Below are 14,114 nucleotides of genomic sequence, written 5' to 3'. Positions count from 1 at the left end.
CGGGTGGGCGGGAGGTGTCGGCCGCCGCACGTGGTCCGCCGCGCATGGACGACGCGACAGCCGTCGAGGGCCTGGCGGAGCGCCTCGGTGCGACCACGGCCCTCGACGGGGTGGACCTGACCGTGGCCGAGGGCTCCGTCCTCGGGCTGACCGGCCAGTACGCCGCGGTCGACGAGTACCTCGCCGGGTTCGAGGACCTGGAGATGGTGGGCCGCCTCCACCGGCTGGGCCGGCGCGAGGCCCGGACGCGGGCCGGTGAGCTGCTGGAGCGCTCCGACCTCACCGGGGCGGCCGACCGGCCGGCCCAGACCTACTCCGGCGGCATGCGCCGGCGGCCGGACATCGCCGCGTCGCTGGTCGCCCGGCCGCGCGTCCTCTTCCTCGACGAGCCGACGACCGGCCTGGACCCGCGCAGCCGGCTGGGCATGTGACGACGATCCTGCTCACCACCCAGTACCTGGAGGAGGCCGACCGGATGGTCGTCCTCGACCGGGGTCGGGTGACCGCCCGCGGCACCGCCGACGAGCTCGAGGACCAGGTGGGCGGCCAGCGGCGGGAGCTGTCGTTCGGCGAGGCGGTCGGCGGGTTCCTGGTGCTCCCGGTGTTCGCCTGCGCGGTGTCCTGGCCGATGGCGGTGGTCGGGCTGCTCGTCCGGACGCCGGAGGTGGTCGACGACGCCGGCTTCATCGTGATCCTCCCGCTCGGCTTCGTGGCCCACACGTTCGTGCCGCTGTCGGTGCGCCTCCACCAGCGGACCTCGACGCGGTGACCGCGGGGTCGGACGCCTGAACGCGGGTGGCCCGGAACCGGACGAGTCCCGGGCCACCAGGGTGCACGCTTGCGAGCGGGCGCAGGATGGGCGGCGATGAGCGCCGTCCCCGCCTCCGCCGCCCTGTCCGCCGACAACCCGCTGTCCGCGCCGTCCCCGCTGCCGCTGCAGCTACCGCCGTTCGCCGACCTGACCCTCGAGCACTGCCGCGAGGCCGTGCTGGCCGGGATGGCCGAGCAGCGGGCCGAGGTCGCGGCGATCGTCGCCGCACCCGAGCTGCCCACGTTCGAGAACACCGTCGTGGCGCTGGAGCTCTCCGGCCGGCTGTACCGCCGCGCCGGCGCGGTGTTCCACAACCTGGCCTCGTCGGTGGCCACCGACCGGCTCCGGGAGATCGAGCGCGAGCTCGCGCCGCTGGAGTCGGCGCACGCGGACGCGCTGCGCCTGGACCCGGAGCTGTTCGCCCGCATCGACGCCGTCCACGCCCGGCGGCACGATCTCGGCCTGGACGCCGAGGCCGTCCGGCTGGTGGAGCGCTACCACCTGGACTTCGTGCTCTCCGGTGCGCGGCTGGACGCCGACGGGCGCGCCCGGCTCACCGCGCTGAACCGGGAGCTGTCGGAGCTGTCGACGACGTTCGGGCAGAACCTGCAGCTGGCCACCGAGGCCGCGGCCGTGGTGGTCGACGACGCCGCCGCGCTCGACGGCCTCGGCGGGGCGGAGGTCGCCGCGGCGGCCCGCGCCGCTGCCGACCGCGGCGTGGACGGTCTCCTGCTCCCGCTGCTGCTGCCCACCGGGCAGCCGGTGCTGGCCAAGCTGCGCGACCGGCAGCTGCGCCGGCGGGTGTTCGAGGCCTCGGTGGGCCGGGCGTCCGGCGGCGCGCACGACAACGGCCCGGTCGCGGTGCGCATCGCCCGGGTCCGCGCCGAGCGCGCTCGGCTGCTGGGCTTCGCCACCCACGCCGACCTGGTGCTCGCCGACCAGACCGCCGGCAGCACGCAGGCCGTCGACGCGATGCTGGCCCGGATGGTGGGGCCGTCGGTGGCCAACGCGCAGGCCGAGGCCGTGGCGCTCGGCGAGGTCGCCGCGCGGGACGGCGTCGACGAGCTCGCCCCCTGGGACTGGGCCTTCTACAGCGAGCGGGTGCGTGCCGAGCGGTACTCCGTCGACACCGCGGCGCTGCGGCCGTGGTTCGAGCTGGACCGGGTCCTCGTCGACGGCGTCTTCGCCGCCGCCGAGCGGCTCTACGGCTACCGGTTCGCGGCGCGCCCGGACCTGGCCGGCTACCACCCCGACGTCCGCGTCTGGGAGGTCACCGACGCCGCCGGCGCGACGGTCGGCCTCTACCTCGGCGACTTCTACGCCCGGGAGGGCAAGCGCGGCGGGGCGTGGATGAGCTCGTTCGTCACCCAGTCGCGGCTGCTGGACACCCGGCCGGTGGTGGTCAACAACCTCAACGTCACCCGCGGCGCCGACGGGCAGCCGACGCTGCTGACCCTCGACGAGGTCAACACGCTGTTCCACGAGTTCGGCCACACCCTGCACGGGCTGAGCTCCGCGGTCACCTACCCGCGGTTCGCCGGCACCAGCGTGCCGCGGGACTTCGTGGAGTTCCCCAGCCAGGTCAACGAGATGTGGGCGCTGTGGCCGGAGGTGCTGTCCGGCTACGCGCGGCACGTCGACACCGGCGAGCCGCTGCCGGCGTCCGTGGTCGAGGCGATCGAGGGCGCGCAGCTGTGGGGCGAGGGGTTCGCCACGCTGGAGTACCTGGCGGCCACCCTGCTCGACCAGGCCTGGCACCGGATCACGCCGGAGACCGAGGTCGGGGACCCGCAGGAGTTCGAGCGGGCCGCGCTCGAGGCCGCCGGCGTCGCCCACGACCTGGTGCCGCCGCGCTACCGGACGACGTACTTCCAGCACGTCTTCGCCGGGGGCTACGCGGCCGGCTACTACTCCTACATCTGGTCGGAGGTGCTCGACGCCGACACCGTGGAGTGGTTCCGGGAGAACGGGGGCCTGCGGCGGGAGAACGGCGACGTCTTCCGGGAGCGGCTGCTCGCCGTCGGCGGCTCGGTGGACCCGCTGGCCGCCTTCCGCGCCGTCCGCGGCCGCGACGCCGACCCGACGCCCCTGCTCAAGCGCCGCGGGTTGATCAGAGTCAGCTGATGCGGTCACCGGGTGGCGGCCGGAGGCCTCCGGACGGTGAGCCGCGGGTGGGCTCGGTGTGACAGGGGGACGGCACGTGGCCGCGGTGTCGGCCGGTACGCCGACGATGTCAGAGCCAGGGCAGGCCCAGCACGACGTCGAGGTCGTCGGGGGCGTCGCCGTCGCGGACCAGCCGGTTGGGCTGGCGGTGGCCGCACGCCGTGCAGCGGTGCACCACCTGCCAGCCCTTGCCGGACTTCTCCACCAGCCCGACCGGCTGCATCGGCGCGCGGCAGTCGCTGGCGCGGTCGCCGGGCAGGTCGTCGACGTGCAGCGACCACAGACACACCGGGCAGTGGTTGCGGTAGTGCCCGTCGGTGTTCGCCGGCACCGCCGACCCGCAGTGCACGCAGGCGAACCCGGTGTTCTCCGCCCGCCGGGAGCGCGCGGCGCGGATCACCGGCTCAGGGGACGAACGGCTCGACGGCGACGACGTCGACGGTGATGTCGCGGCCGTTCGGCGCCTGGTAGGTGACCGTGGAGCCCGGCGCGGCACCGAGGATGGCCGAGCCCAGCGCCGACTCCGGCGAGTACACCTGCAGCCCCGTCGTCCCGGCGATCTCCCGGGAGCCGAGGAGGAACTTCTCGGTCTCCTCCTCGCCCTGGAAGCGGATGGTGATCACGGTGCCGGTGGCGGCGTGCGTCGCCGTGGTGGGCGCGTTGCCGACCCGGGCCTTGCGCAGCAGGTCCTCCAGCTGGCGGATGCGCGCCTCCTGCTTGCCCTGCTCGTCCTTGGCGGCGTGGTAGCCGCCGTTCTCGCGGAGGTCGCCCTCCTCGCGGCGGGCGTTGATCTCCGCGGCCATGGCCGGGCGGCCGGCCACCAGCTGGTCGAGCTCGGCCCTCAGCCGGTCGTGGGCCTCCTGGGTCAGCCAGACGCCCTGCTGCTGCTCGTCGGTCGGGGTGGACACGGCAGTGCTCCTGAAAAGTCGGTGGCCGCCCCCCGGGTGGGGGACGGCCGCGTTCAGAAGGCCTAACGTAACACCGCCGGCCGGTCAGGGGCCCCGTCCTCACCCGGCCGGGGCGGCGTGCGCCCCGGCCGGGGTCACGTGACGAGCGCCACGGACCCGTGGCCGGCGGGTGCAGCGGCACCCCGCACCGCCGGTGGATGATGGGCCGGTGACCGAAGCGGACCCGCTGCGCCTGCTCGCCGTGCACGCCCACCCCGACGACGAGTCGAGCAAGGGCGCCGCGACCATGGCCAAGTACGTCGCCGAGGGTGTCCGCGTCCTGGTGGCGACCTGCACCGGCGGGGAGCGCGGCTCGGTGCTCAACCCGGCGCTGGACCGGCCCGAGGTCTGGGAGCGGCTGCCGGAGATCCGCCGTGACGAGATGGCCCGGGCCCGGGAGATCCTCGGCGTCGAGCAGGAGTTCCTCGGCTTCGTCGACTCCGGGCTGCCCGAGGGCGACCCGCTGCCGCCGCTGCCCGAGGGCTGCTTCGCGCTGGTCCCGACCGAGGAGGCGGCTGCGCCGCTGGTCGAGCTGATCCGCCGGTTCCGGCCGCACGTGATCACGACCTACGACGAGCGCGGCGGCTACCCGCACCCGGACCACATCAAGACCCACGAGGTGTCGGTGCACGCCTTCGACGCCGCCGGCGACCCCGACCGCTACCCCGGGCTGGGGCAGCCGTGGCAGCCGCTGAAGCTCTACTACCACATGAGCTTCTCGCTGCCCCGGTTGCAGGCGCTGCACGGGGCGATCCTCGCCTCCGGCGCGGAGTCGCCCTACACCGAGTGGCTGGAGAGCTGGGACCCGGAGCGGGACATGTCCCACCGGGTCACCACGAAGGTGCCCTGCGCGGAGTACTTCGCCGTCCGGGACGCCGCGCTGATCGCGCACGCCACCCAGATCGACCCGACCGGCCGGTGGTTCGCCTGCCCGCTGGAGGTCCAGCAGCGGGTCTGGCCGACCGAGGACTACGAGCTGGCCCGGTCGGTCGTCGACTCGGCCGTCCCGGAGGACGACCTGTTCACCGGCGTCCGGAGCGAGGTGGGGGTGCGATGACCGGTCTGGTGCTGCTCGCCGCGGAACAGCAGCAGCTCCCCGAGGACGTCGGCAAGGCCGGCCCCATCGGCGCGCTGCTGACCGTGCTGATCTTCATCGCCATCCTGCTGCTGGTGCGGTCGATGACCACGCACCTCAAGCGGGTGCCGCGCAGCTTCGACGACCCCGACGACGGGCCGGTGGTCGTCGTGCCCGACACGCCCGCCGAGCTGATCGACGGCCCACCCCGGCCCGGGCAGGACCTGCTGGACACCCTCCGGCGGGCCCCCCGCGCCATCGAGGGGCCCCGTCCCGACGACGGCCGGCCGGACGCCGCGCGCGGCTGACCGGCCGGCCCCCGCCGGTGCCGGTCACCAGCGGTGCGCCACGTCGATGACCAGGCGGACGTCGTGGCCGGAGCCGGAGCGGCCCTCGAGCACCCAGACCCGGAACGGCAGCCGCGCGCGGGTGCCGATCCCGATGTCCGACCGGCCCTCGAAGGAGCCGAGCCAGGCCACCTGGCGCAGCGTGGACCACCCGCGCACGTCGACGACCTCCCGCCGGTCCGCCGGCGCGTAGGTGGCCCGGCCCTCGGCGTCGTGGGCGACCGCGCCCAGGGTCACCTGCAGCACGGCACCGCCGCGCAGCGGCACGGCCGCCCCGCTGCCGTCCTCACGGGCCACCGGCACGTAGCGGACCGACCAGGAGTCCAGGCCGGACACCTCGGCGACGTCGACCACCACCCGGTCGAAGCAGGCGTGCTGCCCCGCCCGGACGTCGTAGACCCGGTCGTCCCCGGGTCCGGCCTGCCCGACGACCTCGGGGAGCGACCCCCAGGCGGTGGCGCAGGCGGGTGCCGCACCCGCCGGAGCGGGCACGACCACCCCCAGCGCGGCGAGGACGGAGACGACGAGGACGCGGGTGCGGTTCACGGCAGACCTCCCAGGGTGCGGTGACGACGGCAGGATCTGCCCGACACGCCTGGCGTAGCCAGGGGTGTCGACGTGTGCACCTGACGAACCTGAACCGCACGCCGTGGCAGGAGTTGCTCACCGCACGCCAGGTCAGCGGCCCCGTCGAGGCAGCCCTCGCCAGGCGGCCGCCGTCCGCTGCCGGCGCAACGCCGCCCCTGTCAGACGGCGCTGCCGCGACTTACTGTGTAAGCGTGTAATCACCTACCCAGGAGGTCGTCGTGCACGCACACCACCATCGTTCCTCTGACACCCCGTTCGGCGGCATGCGCGGCGGGTGGCGCGGCCCGGGGGGCCGCGGTCGCGGTCCGGGCGGCCGCGGCCGGGGCGCCGACGCGCCGCCGCCGGTCGACCGCGCCGAGGTCGCCGGCTGGTTCGCCGGGCGGCTGCCCGACGGCTGGTTCACCGGCCCGGCCGAGCTGGTCGTCGACCGCGACGAGATCACCGTCGTCGGCACCCTGGCCGAGCCCGAGGTCGGCGAGGGGGACCCGGCGGCCGCGCGGGCCGGCCGGATCGCGCGGTTCCGCGAGGAGACCCGCGAGCAGCGCATGGCCGTCGCCGACGCCGCGCAGGCCCGCTACGGCCGCTCGGTCGCGTGGGGCGCGGCCTGCGGCGACGTCCGGGAGGTGTTCACCAACCTCTCCGTGCCGGTGATGACCCGGCTGCGCCAGGGCGAGCGGCTGGTCCTGGACACCCTCGTGGACGCCGGCGTCGCCCGGTCCCGGTCCGAGGCGCTGGCCTGGGCCGTCCGGCTGGTCGCCCAGCACACCGAGGACTGGCTCGGGGAGCTGCGCGCGGCGATGGCGTCGGTCGAGGAGGTCCGGACGCGCGGCCCCCAGGTCGACTGAGCCTCTGCCAGGTCGGCCGGGTGCCGACGCCCACCGGCGGGCCTGGCAGCCGGCCGCGGCGCAGGACGAGGACGTCGCCTGGCCCATGCGCGTCCGCGCCAGCGTCGCTCTGGGGCCGGCCGCCGGGCGGTTCCCGCCGTTCGGCTGAGGACGGGGACACTGGAGTCGTGCCAGCCAGCGCCGCCGTCCCCGCCGCCACCGACGTCCTCGTGGTGGGCGCCGGCCCGGCGGGTGCAGCCGCCGCCGCGTGGGCGGCCCGGGCGGGGCACGACGTCGTCCTCGCCGACGCCGCGGTCTTCCCCCGGGACAAGGCCTGCGGCGACGGGCTGACCCCGCGGGCGATCGCCGAGCTGGACCTCCTCGGCCTGGGCGGGTGGGCCCGCTCGCGGGCCCGCAACCGCGGTCTGCGCGCCGCGGGCTTCGGGCGCACGTGGGAGCTGCCCTGGCCGGGCGGCGCGTTCCCCGACCACGGCAGCGCGGTGCCGCGCACCGAGCTGGACGCCCGGATCCGCGACGTGGCGCTCGGCGCAGGCGCCGCCCCGGTGGAGGGGGCCCGCGCGGTCGACGTCGAGCGGGACGGCGACCGGGTGACCGGCGTGGTGTTCGAGCTGGCCGGCGAGGAGACCGTCACCGTCGGCTGCCGGCGGCTGGTCGTGGCCGACGGCGTGCGCTCCCCGCTGGGCCGGGTGCTCGGCCGCGAGTGGCACCGGGACACCGCCTACGGCGTCGCCGCCCGCGGCTACGTGCGCTCCGGGCGGGCGGACGACGAGTGGATCTCCTCGCACCTGGAGCTGCGCGGCGCCGAGGGCGAGCTGCTGTCCGGCTACGGCTGGGTGTTCCCGCTGGGCGCGGCGTCCGGGCAGGTCAACGTCGGCGTCGGGACCCTGGCCACCGCCCGCCGTCCGGCCGGGGTGCAGCTCAAGGCGCTGATCGAGCTCTACGCCGACGCGCGCCGGGAGGACTGGCGGCTGCACGGGCCGGTGGAGGCCCCGGCGTCGGCGCTGCTGCCGATGGGCGGGGCGGTGTCCGGCGTGGCCGGCCGCAACTGGGCGCTGGTCGGCGACGCGGCCGGCTGCGTCAACCCGCTCAACGGCGAGGGCATCGACTACGGGCTGGAGACCGGCCGGGAGGTCGTGGGGCTCCTGGCCGACGACGACTGGACGTCGGCCTGGCCCGCGACCCTGCGCCGGCACTACGGCGAGGCGTTCTCCATCGCCCGCCGGCTGGCCGGGCTGCTCACCGTGCCGCGCTTCCTGCCCGCCGCCGGCCCGGTCGGCATGCGCTCGCGCCCGCTGATGACCGTCGCGCTCCGGGTGATGGGCAACCTGGTCACCGACGAGGACCGCGACCTCGTCGCCCGCGCCTGGCGCACCGCCGGCCGCCTGTCGACGAGGTTCGACGACCGCGCGCCCTTCGGCTGACCGCTGGGCACCCTCGACACCGGGTGCACAGGAGGCAGTGCATTCGCCCGACGGCTCCGGACGTGTGCAGTGCCTCCTGTGCCTGGGGGCTCACACGAAGGGGCTCGAGTACATCGCGAAGTACACCGCGATGTAGTGGCAGACGGCGGCCACGACGGTCATCGCGTGGAACACCTCGTGGTAACCGAAGGTGCCCGGCCACGGGTTGGGCCACTTCAGCGCGTACGCCACGCCGCCGAGGGTGTACAGCAGGCCGCCCACGGCCAGCAGCACCAGCGCGGTCACGCCGGCGATGGACAGGATGTCGGTGAGCAGGAACACCGCGACCCAGCCGAGCCCGATGTAGAGCGGGACGCCCACCCAGCGGGGCGCGGTGGGCCAGGTGAGCTTGAGCGTGACGCCGGCCAGCGCGCCGGCCCAGACGCCGAGCAGCACCCAGTACCCGGTGGGCTCCTCGACGGCCAGCAGGGTGAACGGCGTGTACGTGCCGGCGATGAACAGGAAGATCATCGAGTGGTCGAGTCGCTTCATGGTCTTCCAGGCGCGCGGTGACCAGCGGCGCCGGTGGTACAGCGCGCTGACGCCGAACAGGCCGCAGATCGTCACGCAGTAGACGGCGACCGACCAGCCGGCGCGCGCGCCGAGCACCGACCCGAGCGGGACGAGCACGGCACCGGCGACGATCGCGCCGAAGAAGGAGAACAGGTGCAGCCAGCCGCGCATCCGCGGCCGGGTGTCGGGGTGGTCCCAGTCGCGGTCGTTGAAGTCCGCGGCGGTCCAGGTCCGCTCGACCTGCTCGCCCTCCTCGAGGACGGCGGCCACCGCGGGCCCGGACGGCGCCTCGATCTGGGCACCGTCGGCCTCGACGCGGACGGCGTCGCCCTGGCCGTGGCCCTCTGCCGGGGGGACGGTCATGACCGCGAGGCTACGCAGGAGCAGGAGCGGCAGCGACGGGAGCCGGGTGTGACTCCGGCGGCGCGGCGGGCCCCGCCGCGCCGGGCTGCGGGCCCGCGAGGGGCGGGGCGCGGGGGGTCCTTCTAGGGTGACCCCCGTGGGGGTGCGGCACTGGTTGCGTGGCGTCCTCACCCAGGTGTACGAGCGCCGGCTCGCCCGCGCGCTGGACGGCGCGGACATCCCCCGGCACGTCGGGGTGATCGTCGACGGCAACCGCCGGTGGGCCCGCGCCATCGGCCTGGAGGACCCCAACGCCGGCCACCGGCACGGTGCGGACAAGATCGCGGACTTCCTCGGCTGGTGCGACGAGGCCGGCGTCGAGGTGGTCACCCTGTTCCTGCTCTCCACCGACAACCTGTCCCGCCCGGAGCCGGAGCTGGTGCCGCTGCTGCGCATCATCGAGGGCGTCGCCGAGGACCTCGCCGCCCCGGGCCGGCGCTGGCAGCTGCGCCCGATGGGCGCCCTGGAGCTGCTGCCGGCGGAGACGGTCGCCGTCCTCAAGGAGGCCGCGGAGACCACCCGGGGCCGGCCGGGGGCGCAGGTCAACCTGGCCGTCGGCTACGGCGGGCGGCGGGAGATCGCGGACGCCGTCCGGTCGCTGCTGGCCGAGCACGCCGAGCGCGGGACGACGCTCGACGAGCTGGCCGCCGTGCTGGAGATCGAGCACATCTCCGAGCACCTCTACACCCGCGGGCAGCCCGACCCGGACCTGGTCATCCGCACCAGCGGCGAGCAGCGGCTCTCCGGTTTCCTCCTGTGGCAGACCGCCCACTCGGAGTTCCACTTCACCGACGTCTACTGGCCCGAGTTCCGCCGGGTCGACTTCCTCCGGGCGCTGCGTGCCTACGCCGCCCGCCACCGTCGCTTCGGGGGCTGAGAAACTCCGGTCCATGGCCCGCTCACCCGACGTCCCCCTGGAGTACGTGCGCCTCGGGTTGCGCTTCGACCGGCTGGAGCCGGGCTTCGTCGACGCCTACACCGGTGACCGGCGCATCCGGGCCGCGGTGACCGACGAGCCGGCACCCACCCCGCGGGGGCTGCGCGACCAGGCCCGGGCGCTGCTCGGCGAGCTGGCCGCGTCCGACCTGCCGGCCGACCGGGCCGACTTCATCGGCGGCCAGCTGACCGCGCTGGAGTGCAGCGCCCGGAAGATGGCCGGCGAGCCGGTGCCCTTCCTCGACGAGGTGCGCAGCTACTTCCAGGTCGACCTCGCCCTCGGCGACCCGGCCGCCTACGCCGCCGCGCACGCCGAGCTGGACGCGCTGCTGCCGGGCAGCGGGCCGCTCGCCGAGCGGTACGCCGCGCACCGGCGGCGCGAGGAGTGCCCGCCGCAGCGGCTGGCCGAGGCCGTGCAGGCGCTGTCCAGCGCGCTGCGCGACCGGGTGCGCACCGAGTACGGGCTGCCGGACGTGGAGATGGTCCGCTACGAGGTGGTCACCGACCAGCCGTGGTCGGGGTTCAACTACTACGAGGGCGACTACCGCTCGCGCGTCGCCATCAACGCCGACCTGCCGCACCGGCTGGGCCAGCTGCCGCACCTGGTCGCCCACGAGTCCTACCCCGGGCACCACACCGAGCACTGCCGCAAGGAGCTCGGCCTGGTGGAGCGGGGCTCCCGGCTGGAGCACACCGTCTTCCTGGTCAACACCCCCGAGTGCCTCGTGGCCGAGGGGCTGGCCGACCTCGGCGTGCACGCCGCGATCGGCGACGGCTGGGGCCCGTGGGCGGCCGAGGTGCTCGGCGACCTCGGGCTGCACCTGGACGGGCACCTGGCCGAGCGGGTCGCCGCGGCGGCCGCGCCGCTGAACCGGGTGCGCCAGGACGCCGCCGTCCTGCTGCACGACCGGGGAGCCGCGGACGACGAGGTGGCCGCGTTCATCCAGCAGTGGTCGCTGGTCAACCCCGACCGGGCCCGCCAGCAGCTGCGGTTCCTCACCCACCCGTTGTGGCGCGCCTACACCACCACCTACGTCGAGGGGTACGCGTTGCTGGCGCGGTGGCTGGACGCCCGCCCGGCCGGCCAGGGCGTCGCCGACCGCTTCGTGCGGCTGCTCGACGAGCCCCTCACCCCGGCGGCGGTCGCCGGCGAGCTGCGGACCGCCTGAGGCATGGGGCGGCGCAGTCCCGAGGAGGCGCGCGACCTCGGCCTGTGGACGGCGGGTTGGCTGGCCGTGCTGCTGGTCGGCGGGCTGTGGTGGCTCGGCGACCTGAGGCTGCAGTGGCCGGTGCTGCTCGTGCCGCTGGTGTGGGTGCTGGTCGCCGTCCGGCCCCGGCGCCGCTGAGACCGCTGGTGCGGCTGGTGCCCCGAAGGGGGGACACGCTGCCCCACCGACACCCTCCCGTCACCTCCCGGGCCTACCGTCCGCGGTGGACGCCGGGCTCACCCCGTCGTCCACGGGAGGCCCGGAAGGTGTCAGACGATCTCGTCGACCAGGGGGGCCGGCGCCCGGCCCCCCGGCCGGGGCCCGGCCACCTTCGAGCCGGGGTGCGCCCTGCCAGCAGGGTCGCGCCCCACGGGAGTCGACTCGTGAACCCTCGCCGCACGTTCGTCCTCGACACCTCCGTCCTGCTCTCCGACCCCGGCGCGCTGGTGCGCATGGGTGCCCACGACGTGGTCCTCCCGCTGGTCGTGATCGGGGAGCTCGAGGACAAGCGCAACCACCCGGAGCTGGGCTGGTTCGCCCGCCAGGCGCTGCGGCTGCTCGACGACCTGCGGGTGCAGCACGGCCGGCTGGACGCCCCGGTGCCGGTGGGCGAGGACGGCGGCACGCTGCACGTGGAGCTCAACCACAGCGACCCGTCGGTGCTGCCGGCCGGCTTCCGCAACGACAGCAACGACAGCCGGATCATGGTGGTCGCGCTCAACCTGCGCGCCGAGGGCGCCGACGTCGCGCTGATCACCAAGGACGTGCCGCTGCGGGTCAAGGCCGCGGCCGTGGGCCTGGACACCGACGACTACCGGGCCCTGGACGCCGTCGACGCCGGCTGGACCGGGATGGCCGAGGTCGCCCTCGACGACGCCGAGCTGGCCGCCCTCTACGAGACGGGGGAGGCCTATGCGCCGGCCGCCGCCGAGCTGCCCGCGCACACCGGCCTGGTGCTGCACTCCTCGCGCGGGTCGGCGCTGGGGCGGGTGACGCCGGACAAGCAGGTGCGGCTGGTGCGCGGCGACCGGGAGGCCTTCGGGCTGCACGGCCGCTCCGCCGAGCAGCGCATCGCCCTGGACCTGCTGCTGGACCCCGACATCGGCATCGTGTCGCTCGGCGGGCGGGCCGGCACCGGCAAGTCGGCGCTGGCGCTGTGCGCGGGGCTGGAGTCGGTGATGGAGCGGCGGGCGCACGCGAAGGTCGTCGTCTTCCGGCCGCTGTACGCCGTCGGCGGCCAGGAGCTCGGGTACCTGCCGGGCAGCGAGGGCGAGAAGATGTCGCCCTGGGCGCAGGCGGTCTACGACACCCTGGGCGCGCTGGTGTCCAAGGACGTGCTCGACGAGGTCGCCGGCCGCGACCTGATCGAGGTGCTGCCGCTGACCCACATCCGCGGGCGGTCGCTGCACGACTCGTTCGTGATCGTCGACGAGGCGCAGTCGCTGGAGCGCGGGGTGCTGCTGACCGTGCTGTCCCGGCTGGGCTCGGGGTCGCGGGTGGTGCTCACCCACGACGTCGCCCAGCGGGACAACCTGCGGGTCGGCCGGCACGACGGCGTCGCGGCGGTGGTCGAGCAGCTGAAAGGGCACCCGCTGTTCGCGCACGTGACCCTGACCCGCTCGGAGCGCTCGCCGATCGCCGCGCTGGTCACCGAGATGCTGGAGGACCTGCCGCGCTGACCCCCGCCCACGTTGCCGGGGGCGGGCCGCTCTTGCGGTGTTCCTCCTGCTCCGGCGGTCCTGCACCGCCGCAAGAGCCGGGGAAACACCGCAAGAGTGCTCAGGACCGGGCGAAGGCCCGCCGCAGTCGGTCGCCGACGACCCGCGGCGTGTCGATGTCTCGCCACGTCCACCGCGCCACCTGCCAGGCACCGTCGCGGATGGCATCCTCGCGCACCTTCTCATCGAAGACGGCGTCCCCGGCGCCTGTCCCGGGCGCAGCAGTCGCCCGTACTCGATGCGCCCGTCGAACTCCGCGACGGTGCGGTGCTGGCGCCAGCCGAAGTCGCACCGTGCGATCTCGGTGCCGTCCGGGCGACGCAGGCGGAGCTGCAGCTCGGGTGTCGGCAGGCCCAGCCGCTTGAGCAGCACGCGGCTCCGGCTCTCCCCGACGCTCTCGCTGCGCCCGTCCGCGAACGTGATGACGCGAGCGGCGCGGCGGACACCGGGGACACCACCCATGCCGGCCAGGCACTCGGTCAGCCGGCCTCGGGTCGTCTTGCGGGTGGCCAGGGCGGCGTCCGCGATGACCACGGCCGGCTCGAACGGCAGGGTGCGTGCCACGTCCACCAGGGTGCGGGTGAGGTCGGTGACCGCGACCCCGGCCACCGCGGCCACCTCGGCGTCGGCCAGTCGGGCCACGTGCAGGTGTACCCGTCTGGTGCCGCTGCCGTTCGCCGGGGGACGGCGGAGGACGTGTACCCGGTCGAGGCGGACGTTCCAGAGCGGTAGGCCGTGCAGGACGGCCGCGGAGACGTGGCTGACGACAGCGGGCACGCGGAGATCGGCGACCGTCGCGGCCACCACTGCCGCGTGCCGCACCGCGCCCGAGAGTGTCGAGGCGTCCTGCAGGTAGGTGCCCCGTTGCAGTCGGGTGAGCTCTCCCCGCCGCACCATGCGCGCCAGTTCGTCGTCGGACACGCCGTCGGCGAGGGCGTCGGCGCGACGGAGCACGTACTCGGGCCACGGTCGGGTGCTCATGCCCGCGAGCGTGGGGGCGCAGAACGGCCTCGACGACGCTCCCGGCGGATCTGTGGACAGCCGCTCTTGCTGTGCACCACGCGTTCCGGCGGTCCTGCAGTGGCGCAGGAGCGGAAGCAG

The 14,114-nt window shown here is 75.4% G+C and carries 15 protein-coding genes and 1 pseudogene; 11 read left to right on the top strand and 5 right to left on the bottom strand.

Annotation, left to right across the window (positions count from 1 at the left end; genetic code table 11):
* The first annotated feature begins 44 nt into the window (after positions 1 to 44).
* The 3 genes from CHB98_RS14620 (at position 45) to CHB98_RS14615 (ending at position 2,935) form a co-directional block, all read left to right on the top strand.
* Positions 45 to 431, top strand: coding sequence for an ATP-binding cassette domain-containing protein (locus CHB98_RS14620; RefSeq protein ID WP_342744037.1), 387 nt, complete (start codon positions 45 to 47; stop codon positions 429 to 431).
* Positions 428 to 769 (top strand): hypothetical protein, encoded by a 342-nt coding sequence (locus CHB98_RS22915; RefSeq protein ID WP_342744036.1) that lies wholly within the window; start codon positions 428 to 430, stop codon positions 767 to 769. The genes CHB98_RS14620 and CHB98_RS22915 overlap by 4 nt, the downstream gene beginning before the upstream one ends.
* 96 nt (positions 770 to 865) lie before the next feature.
* A complete protein-coding gene (locus CHB98_RS14615; RefSeq protein WP_089306335.1) occupies positions 866 to 2,935 on the top strand; it encodes a M3 family metallopeptidase in 2,070 nt (689 codons plus the stop codon).
* 109 nt (positions 2,936 to 3,044) lie between these two features.
* On the opposite strand, the gene CHB98_RS14610 is transcribed toward CHB98_RS14615, so the two are convergent.
* Together CHB98_RS14610 and greA are read right to left on the bottom strand one after the other, a co-directional pair.
* A complete protein-coding gene (locus tag CHB98_RS14610) occupies positions 3,045 to 3,374 on the bottom strand; it encodes an RNHCP domain-containing protein (protein ID WP_089306334.1) in 330 nt (109 codons plus the stop codon).
* A gap of 4 nt (positions 3,375 to 3,378) precedes the next feature.
* Entirely contained in the window at positions 3,379 to 3,882 is a 504-nt protein-coding gene (gene greA, locus CHB98_RS14605; RefSeq protein WP_089306333.1) for a transcription elongation factor GreA, read from the bottom strand.
* Positions 3,883 to 4,090: 208 nt separating this feature from the next.
* Between greA and mca the strand changes: the two genes are divergently transcribed.
* Together mca and CHB98_RS14595 are read left to right on the top strand one after the other, a co-directional pair.
* Entirely contained in the window at positions 4,091 to 4,978 is an 888-nt protein-coding gene (mca, locus tag CHB98_RS14600; RefSeq protein ID WP_089306332.1) for a mycothiol conjugate amidase Mca, read from the top strand.
* Entirely contained in the window at positions 4,975 to 5,304 is a 330-nt protein-coding gene (locus CHB98_RS14595; RefSeq protein WP_089306331.1) for a hypothetical protein, read from the top strand. Before mca ends, CHB98_RS14595 begins: the two co-directional genes overlap by 4 nt.
* A gap of 24 nt (positions 5,305 to 5,328) precedes the next feature.
* Here the strand turns inward: CHB98_RS14595 and CHB98_RS14590 are convergent, their stop codons facing one another.
* Complete coding sequence (locus tag CHB98_RS14590; protein WP_089306330.1) at positions 5,329 to 5,889, bottom strand: AMIN-like domain-containing (lipo)protein; 561 nt, start codon at positions 5,887 to 5,889, stop codon at positions 5,329 to 5,331.
* A gap of 260 nt (positions 5,890 to 6,149) precedes the next feature.
* On the opposite strand from CHB98_RS14590, the gene CHB98_RS14585 reads away from it, so the two are divergent.
* Both CHB98_RS14585 and CHB98_RS14580 read left to right on the top strand, forming a co-directional pair.
* Complete coding sequence (locus CHB98_RS14585) at positions 6,150 to 6,776, top strand: hypothetical protein (RefSeq protein ID WP_089306329.1); 627 nt, start codon at positions 6,150 to 6,152, stop codon at positions 6,774 to 6,776.
* A 167-nt stretch (positions 6,777 to 6,943) separates the two neighbouring features.
* Entirely contained in the window at positions 6,944 to 8,197 is a 1,254-nt protein-coding gene (locus CHB98_RS14580) for a geranylgeranyl reductase family protein (protein ID WP_089306328.1), read from the top strand.
* Between the two features lie 90 nt (positions 8,198 to 8,287).
* On the opposite strand, the gene trhA is transcribed toward CHB98_RS14580, so the two are convergent.
* Entirely contained in the window at positions 8,288 to 9,112 is an 825-nt protein-coding gene (trhA, locus tag CHB98_RS14575; RefSeq protein ID WP_089306327.1) for a PAQR family membrane homeostasis protein TrhA, read from the bottom strand.
* Between the two features lie 136 nt (positions 9,113 to 9,248).
* Between trhA and CHB98_RS14570 the strand changes: the two genes are divergently transcribed.
* The 4 genes from CHB98_RS14570 (at position 9,249) to phoH2 (ending at position 12,974) form a co-directional block, all read left to right on the top strand.
* Positions 9,249 to 10,028 (top strand): isoprenyl transferase, encoded by a 780-nt coding sequence (locus tag CHB98_RS14570; protein ID WP_089306504.1) that lies wholly within the window; start codon positions 9,249 to 9,251, stop codon positions 10,026 to 10,028.
* A 13-nt stretch (positions 10,029 to 10,041) separates the two neighbouring features.
* Positions 10,042 to 11,256 (top strand): DUF885 domain-containing protein, encoded by a 1,215-nt coding sequence (locus CHB98_RS14565; RefSeq protein ID WP_089306326.1) that lies wholly within the window; start codon positions 10,042 to 10,044, stop codon positions 11,254 to 11,256.
* 3 nt (positions 11,257 to 11,259) lie between these two features.
* Positions 11,260 to 11,433 carry a hypothetical protein gene (locus tag CHB98_RS21710; protein WP_179224519.1) on the top strand — a complete coding sequence of 58 codons (174 nt, stop codon included), beginning with the start codon at positions 11,260 to 11,262 and terminating at the stop codon, positions 11,431 to 11,433.
* 245 nt (positions 11,434 to 11,678) lie between these two features.
* Positions 11,679 to 12,974 (top strand): RNA 5'-3' helicase PhoH2, encoded by a 1,296-nt coding sequence (phoH2, locus tag CHB98_RS14560; protein WP_089306325.1) that lies wholly within the window; start codon positions 11,679 to 11,681, stop codon positions 12,972 to 12,974.
* A gap of 900 nt (positions 12,975 to 13,874) precedes the next feature.
* Here the strand turns inward: phoH2 and CHB98_RS23080 are convergent.
* Positions 13,875 to 13,994 (bottom strand): annotated as a pseudogene (locus CHB98_RS23080) (type IV toxin-antitoxin system AbiEi family antitoxin domain-containing protein); the annotation flags it as partial.
* Positions 13,995 to 14,114 lie beyond the last annotated feature (120 nt).

Origin of the sequence: Geodermatophilus pulveris (assembly GCF_900188375.1) — a bacterium.
GTDB classification, from domain to species: Bacteria; Actinomycetota; Actinomycetes; order Mycobacteriales; family Geodermatophilaceae; genus Geodermatophilus; species Geodermatophilus pulveris.
The sequence above is the reverse complement of the archived record's forward strand: the minus strand, read 5'-3'. Positions and strand labels throughout refer to the sequence as shown.

Bases quoted from the DNA above. Each gene is read 5' to 3' on its own strand.
- CHB98_RS14620 (WP_342744037.1), top strand. From the start codon at position 45: ATGGACGACGCGACAGCCGTCGAGGGCCTGGCGGAGCGCCTCGGTGCG.
- CHB98_RS14595 (WP_089306331.1), top strand. From the start codon at position 4,975: ATGACCGGTCTGGTGCTGCTCGCCGCGGAACAGCAGCAGCTCCCCGAG.
- CHB98_RS14615 (WP_089306335.1), top strand. From the start codon at position 866: ATGAGCGCCGTCCCCGCCTCCGCCGCCCTGTCCGCCGACAACCCGCTG.
- trhA (WP_089306327.1), bottom strand. From the start codon at position 9,112: ATGACCGTCCCCCCGGCAGAGGGCCACGGCCAGGGCGACGCCGTCCGC.
- CHB98_RS14565 (WP_089306326.1), top strand. From the start codon at position 10,042: ATGGCCCGCTCACCCGACGTCCCCCTGGAGTACGTGCGCCTCGGGTTG.
- CHB98_RS21710 (WP_179224519.1), top strand. From the start codon at position 11,260: ATGGGGCGGCGCAGTCCCGAGGAGGCGCGCGACCTCGGCCTGTGGACG.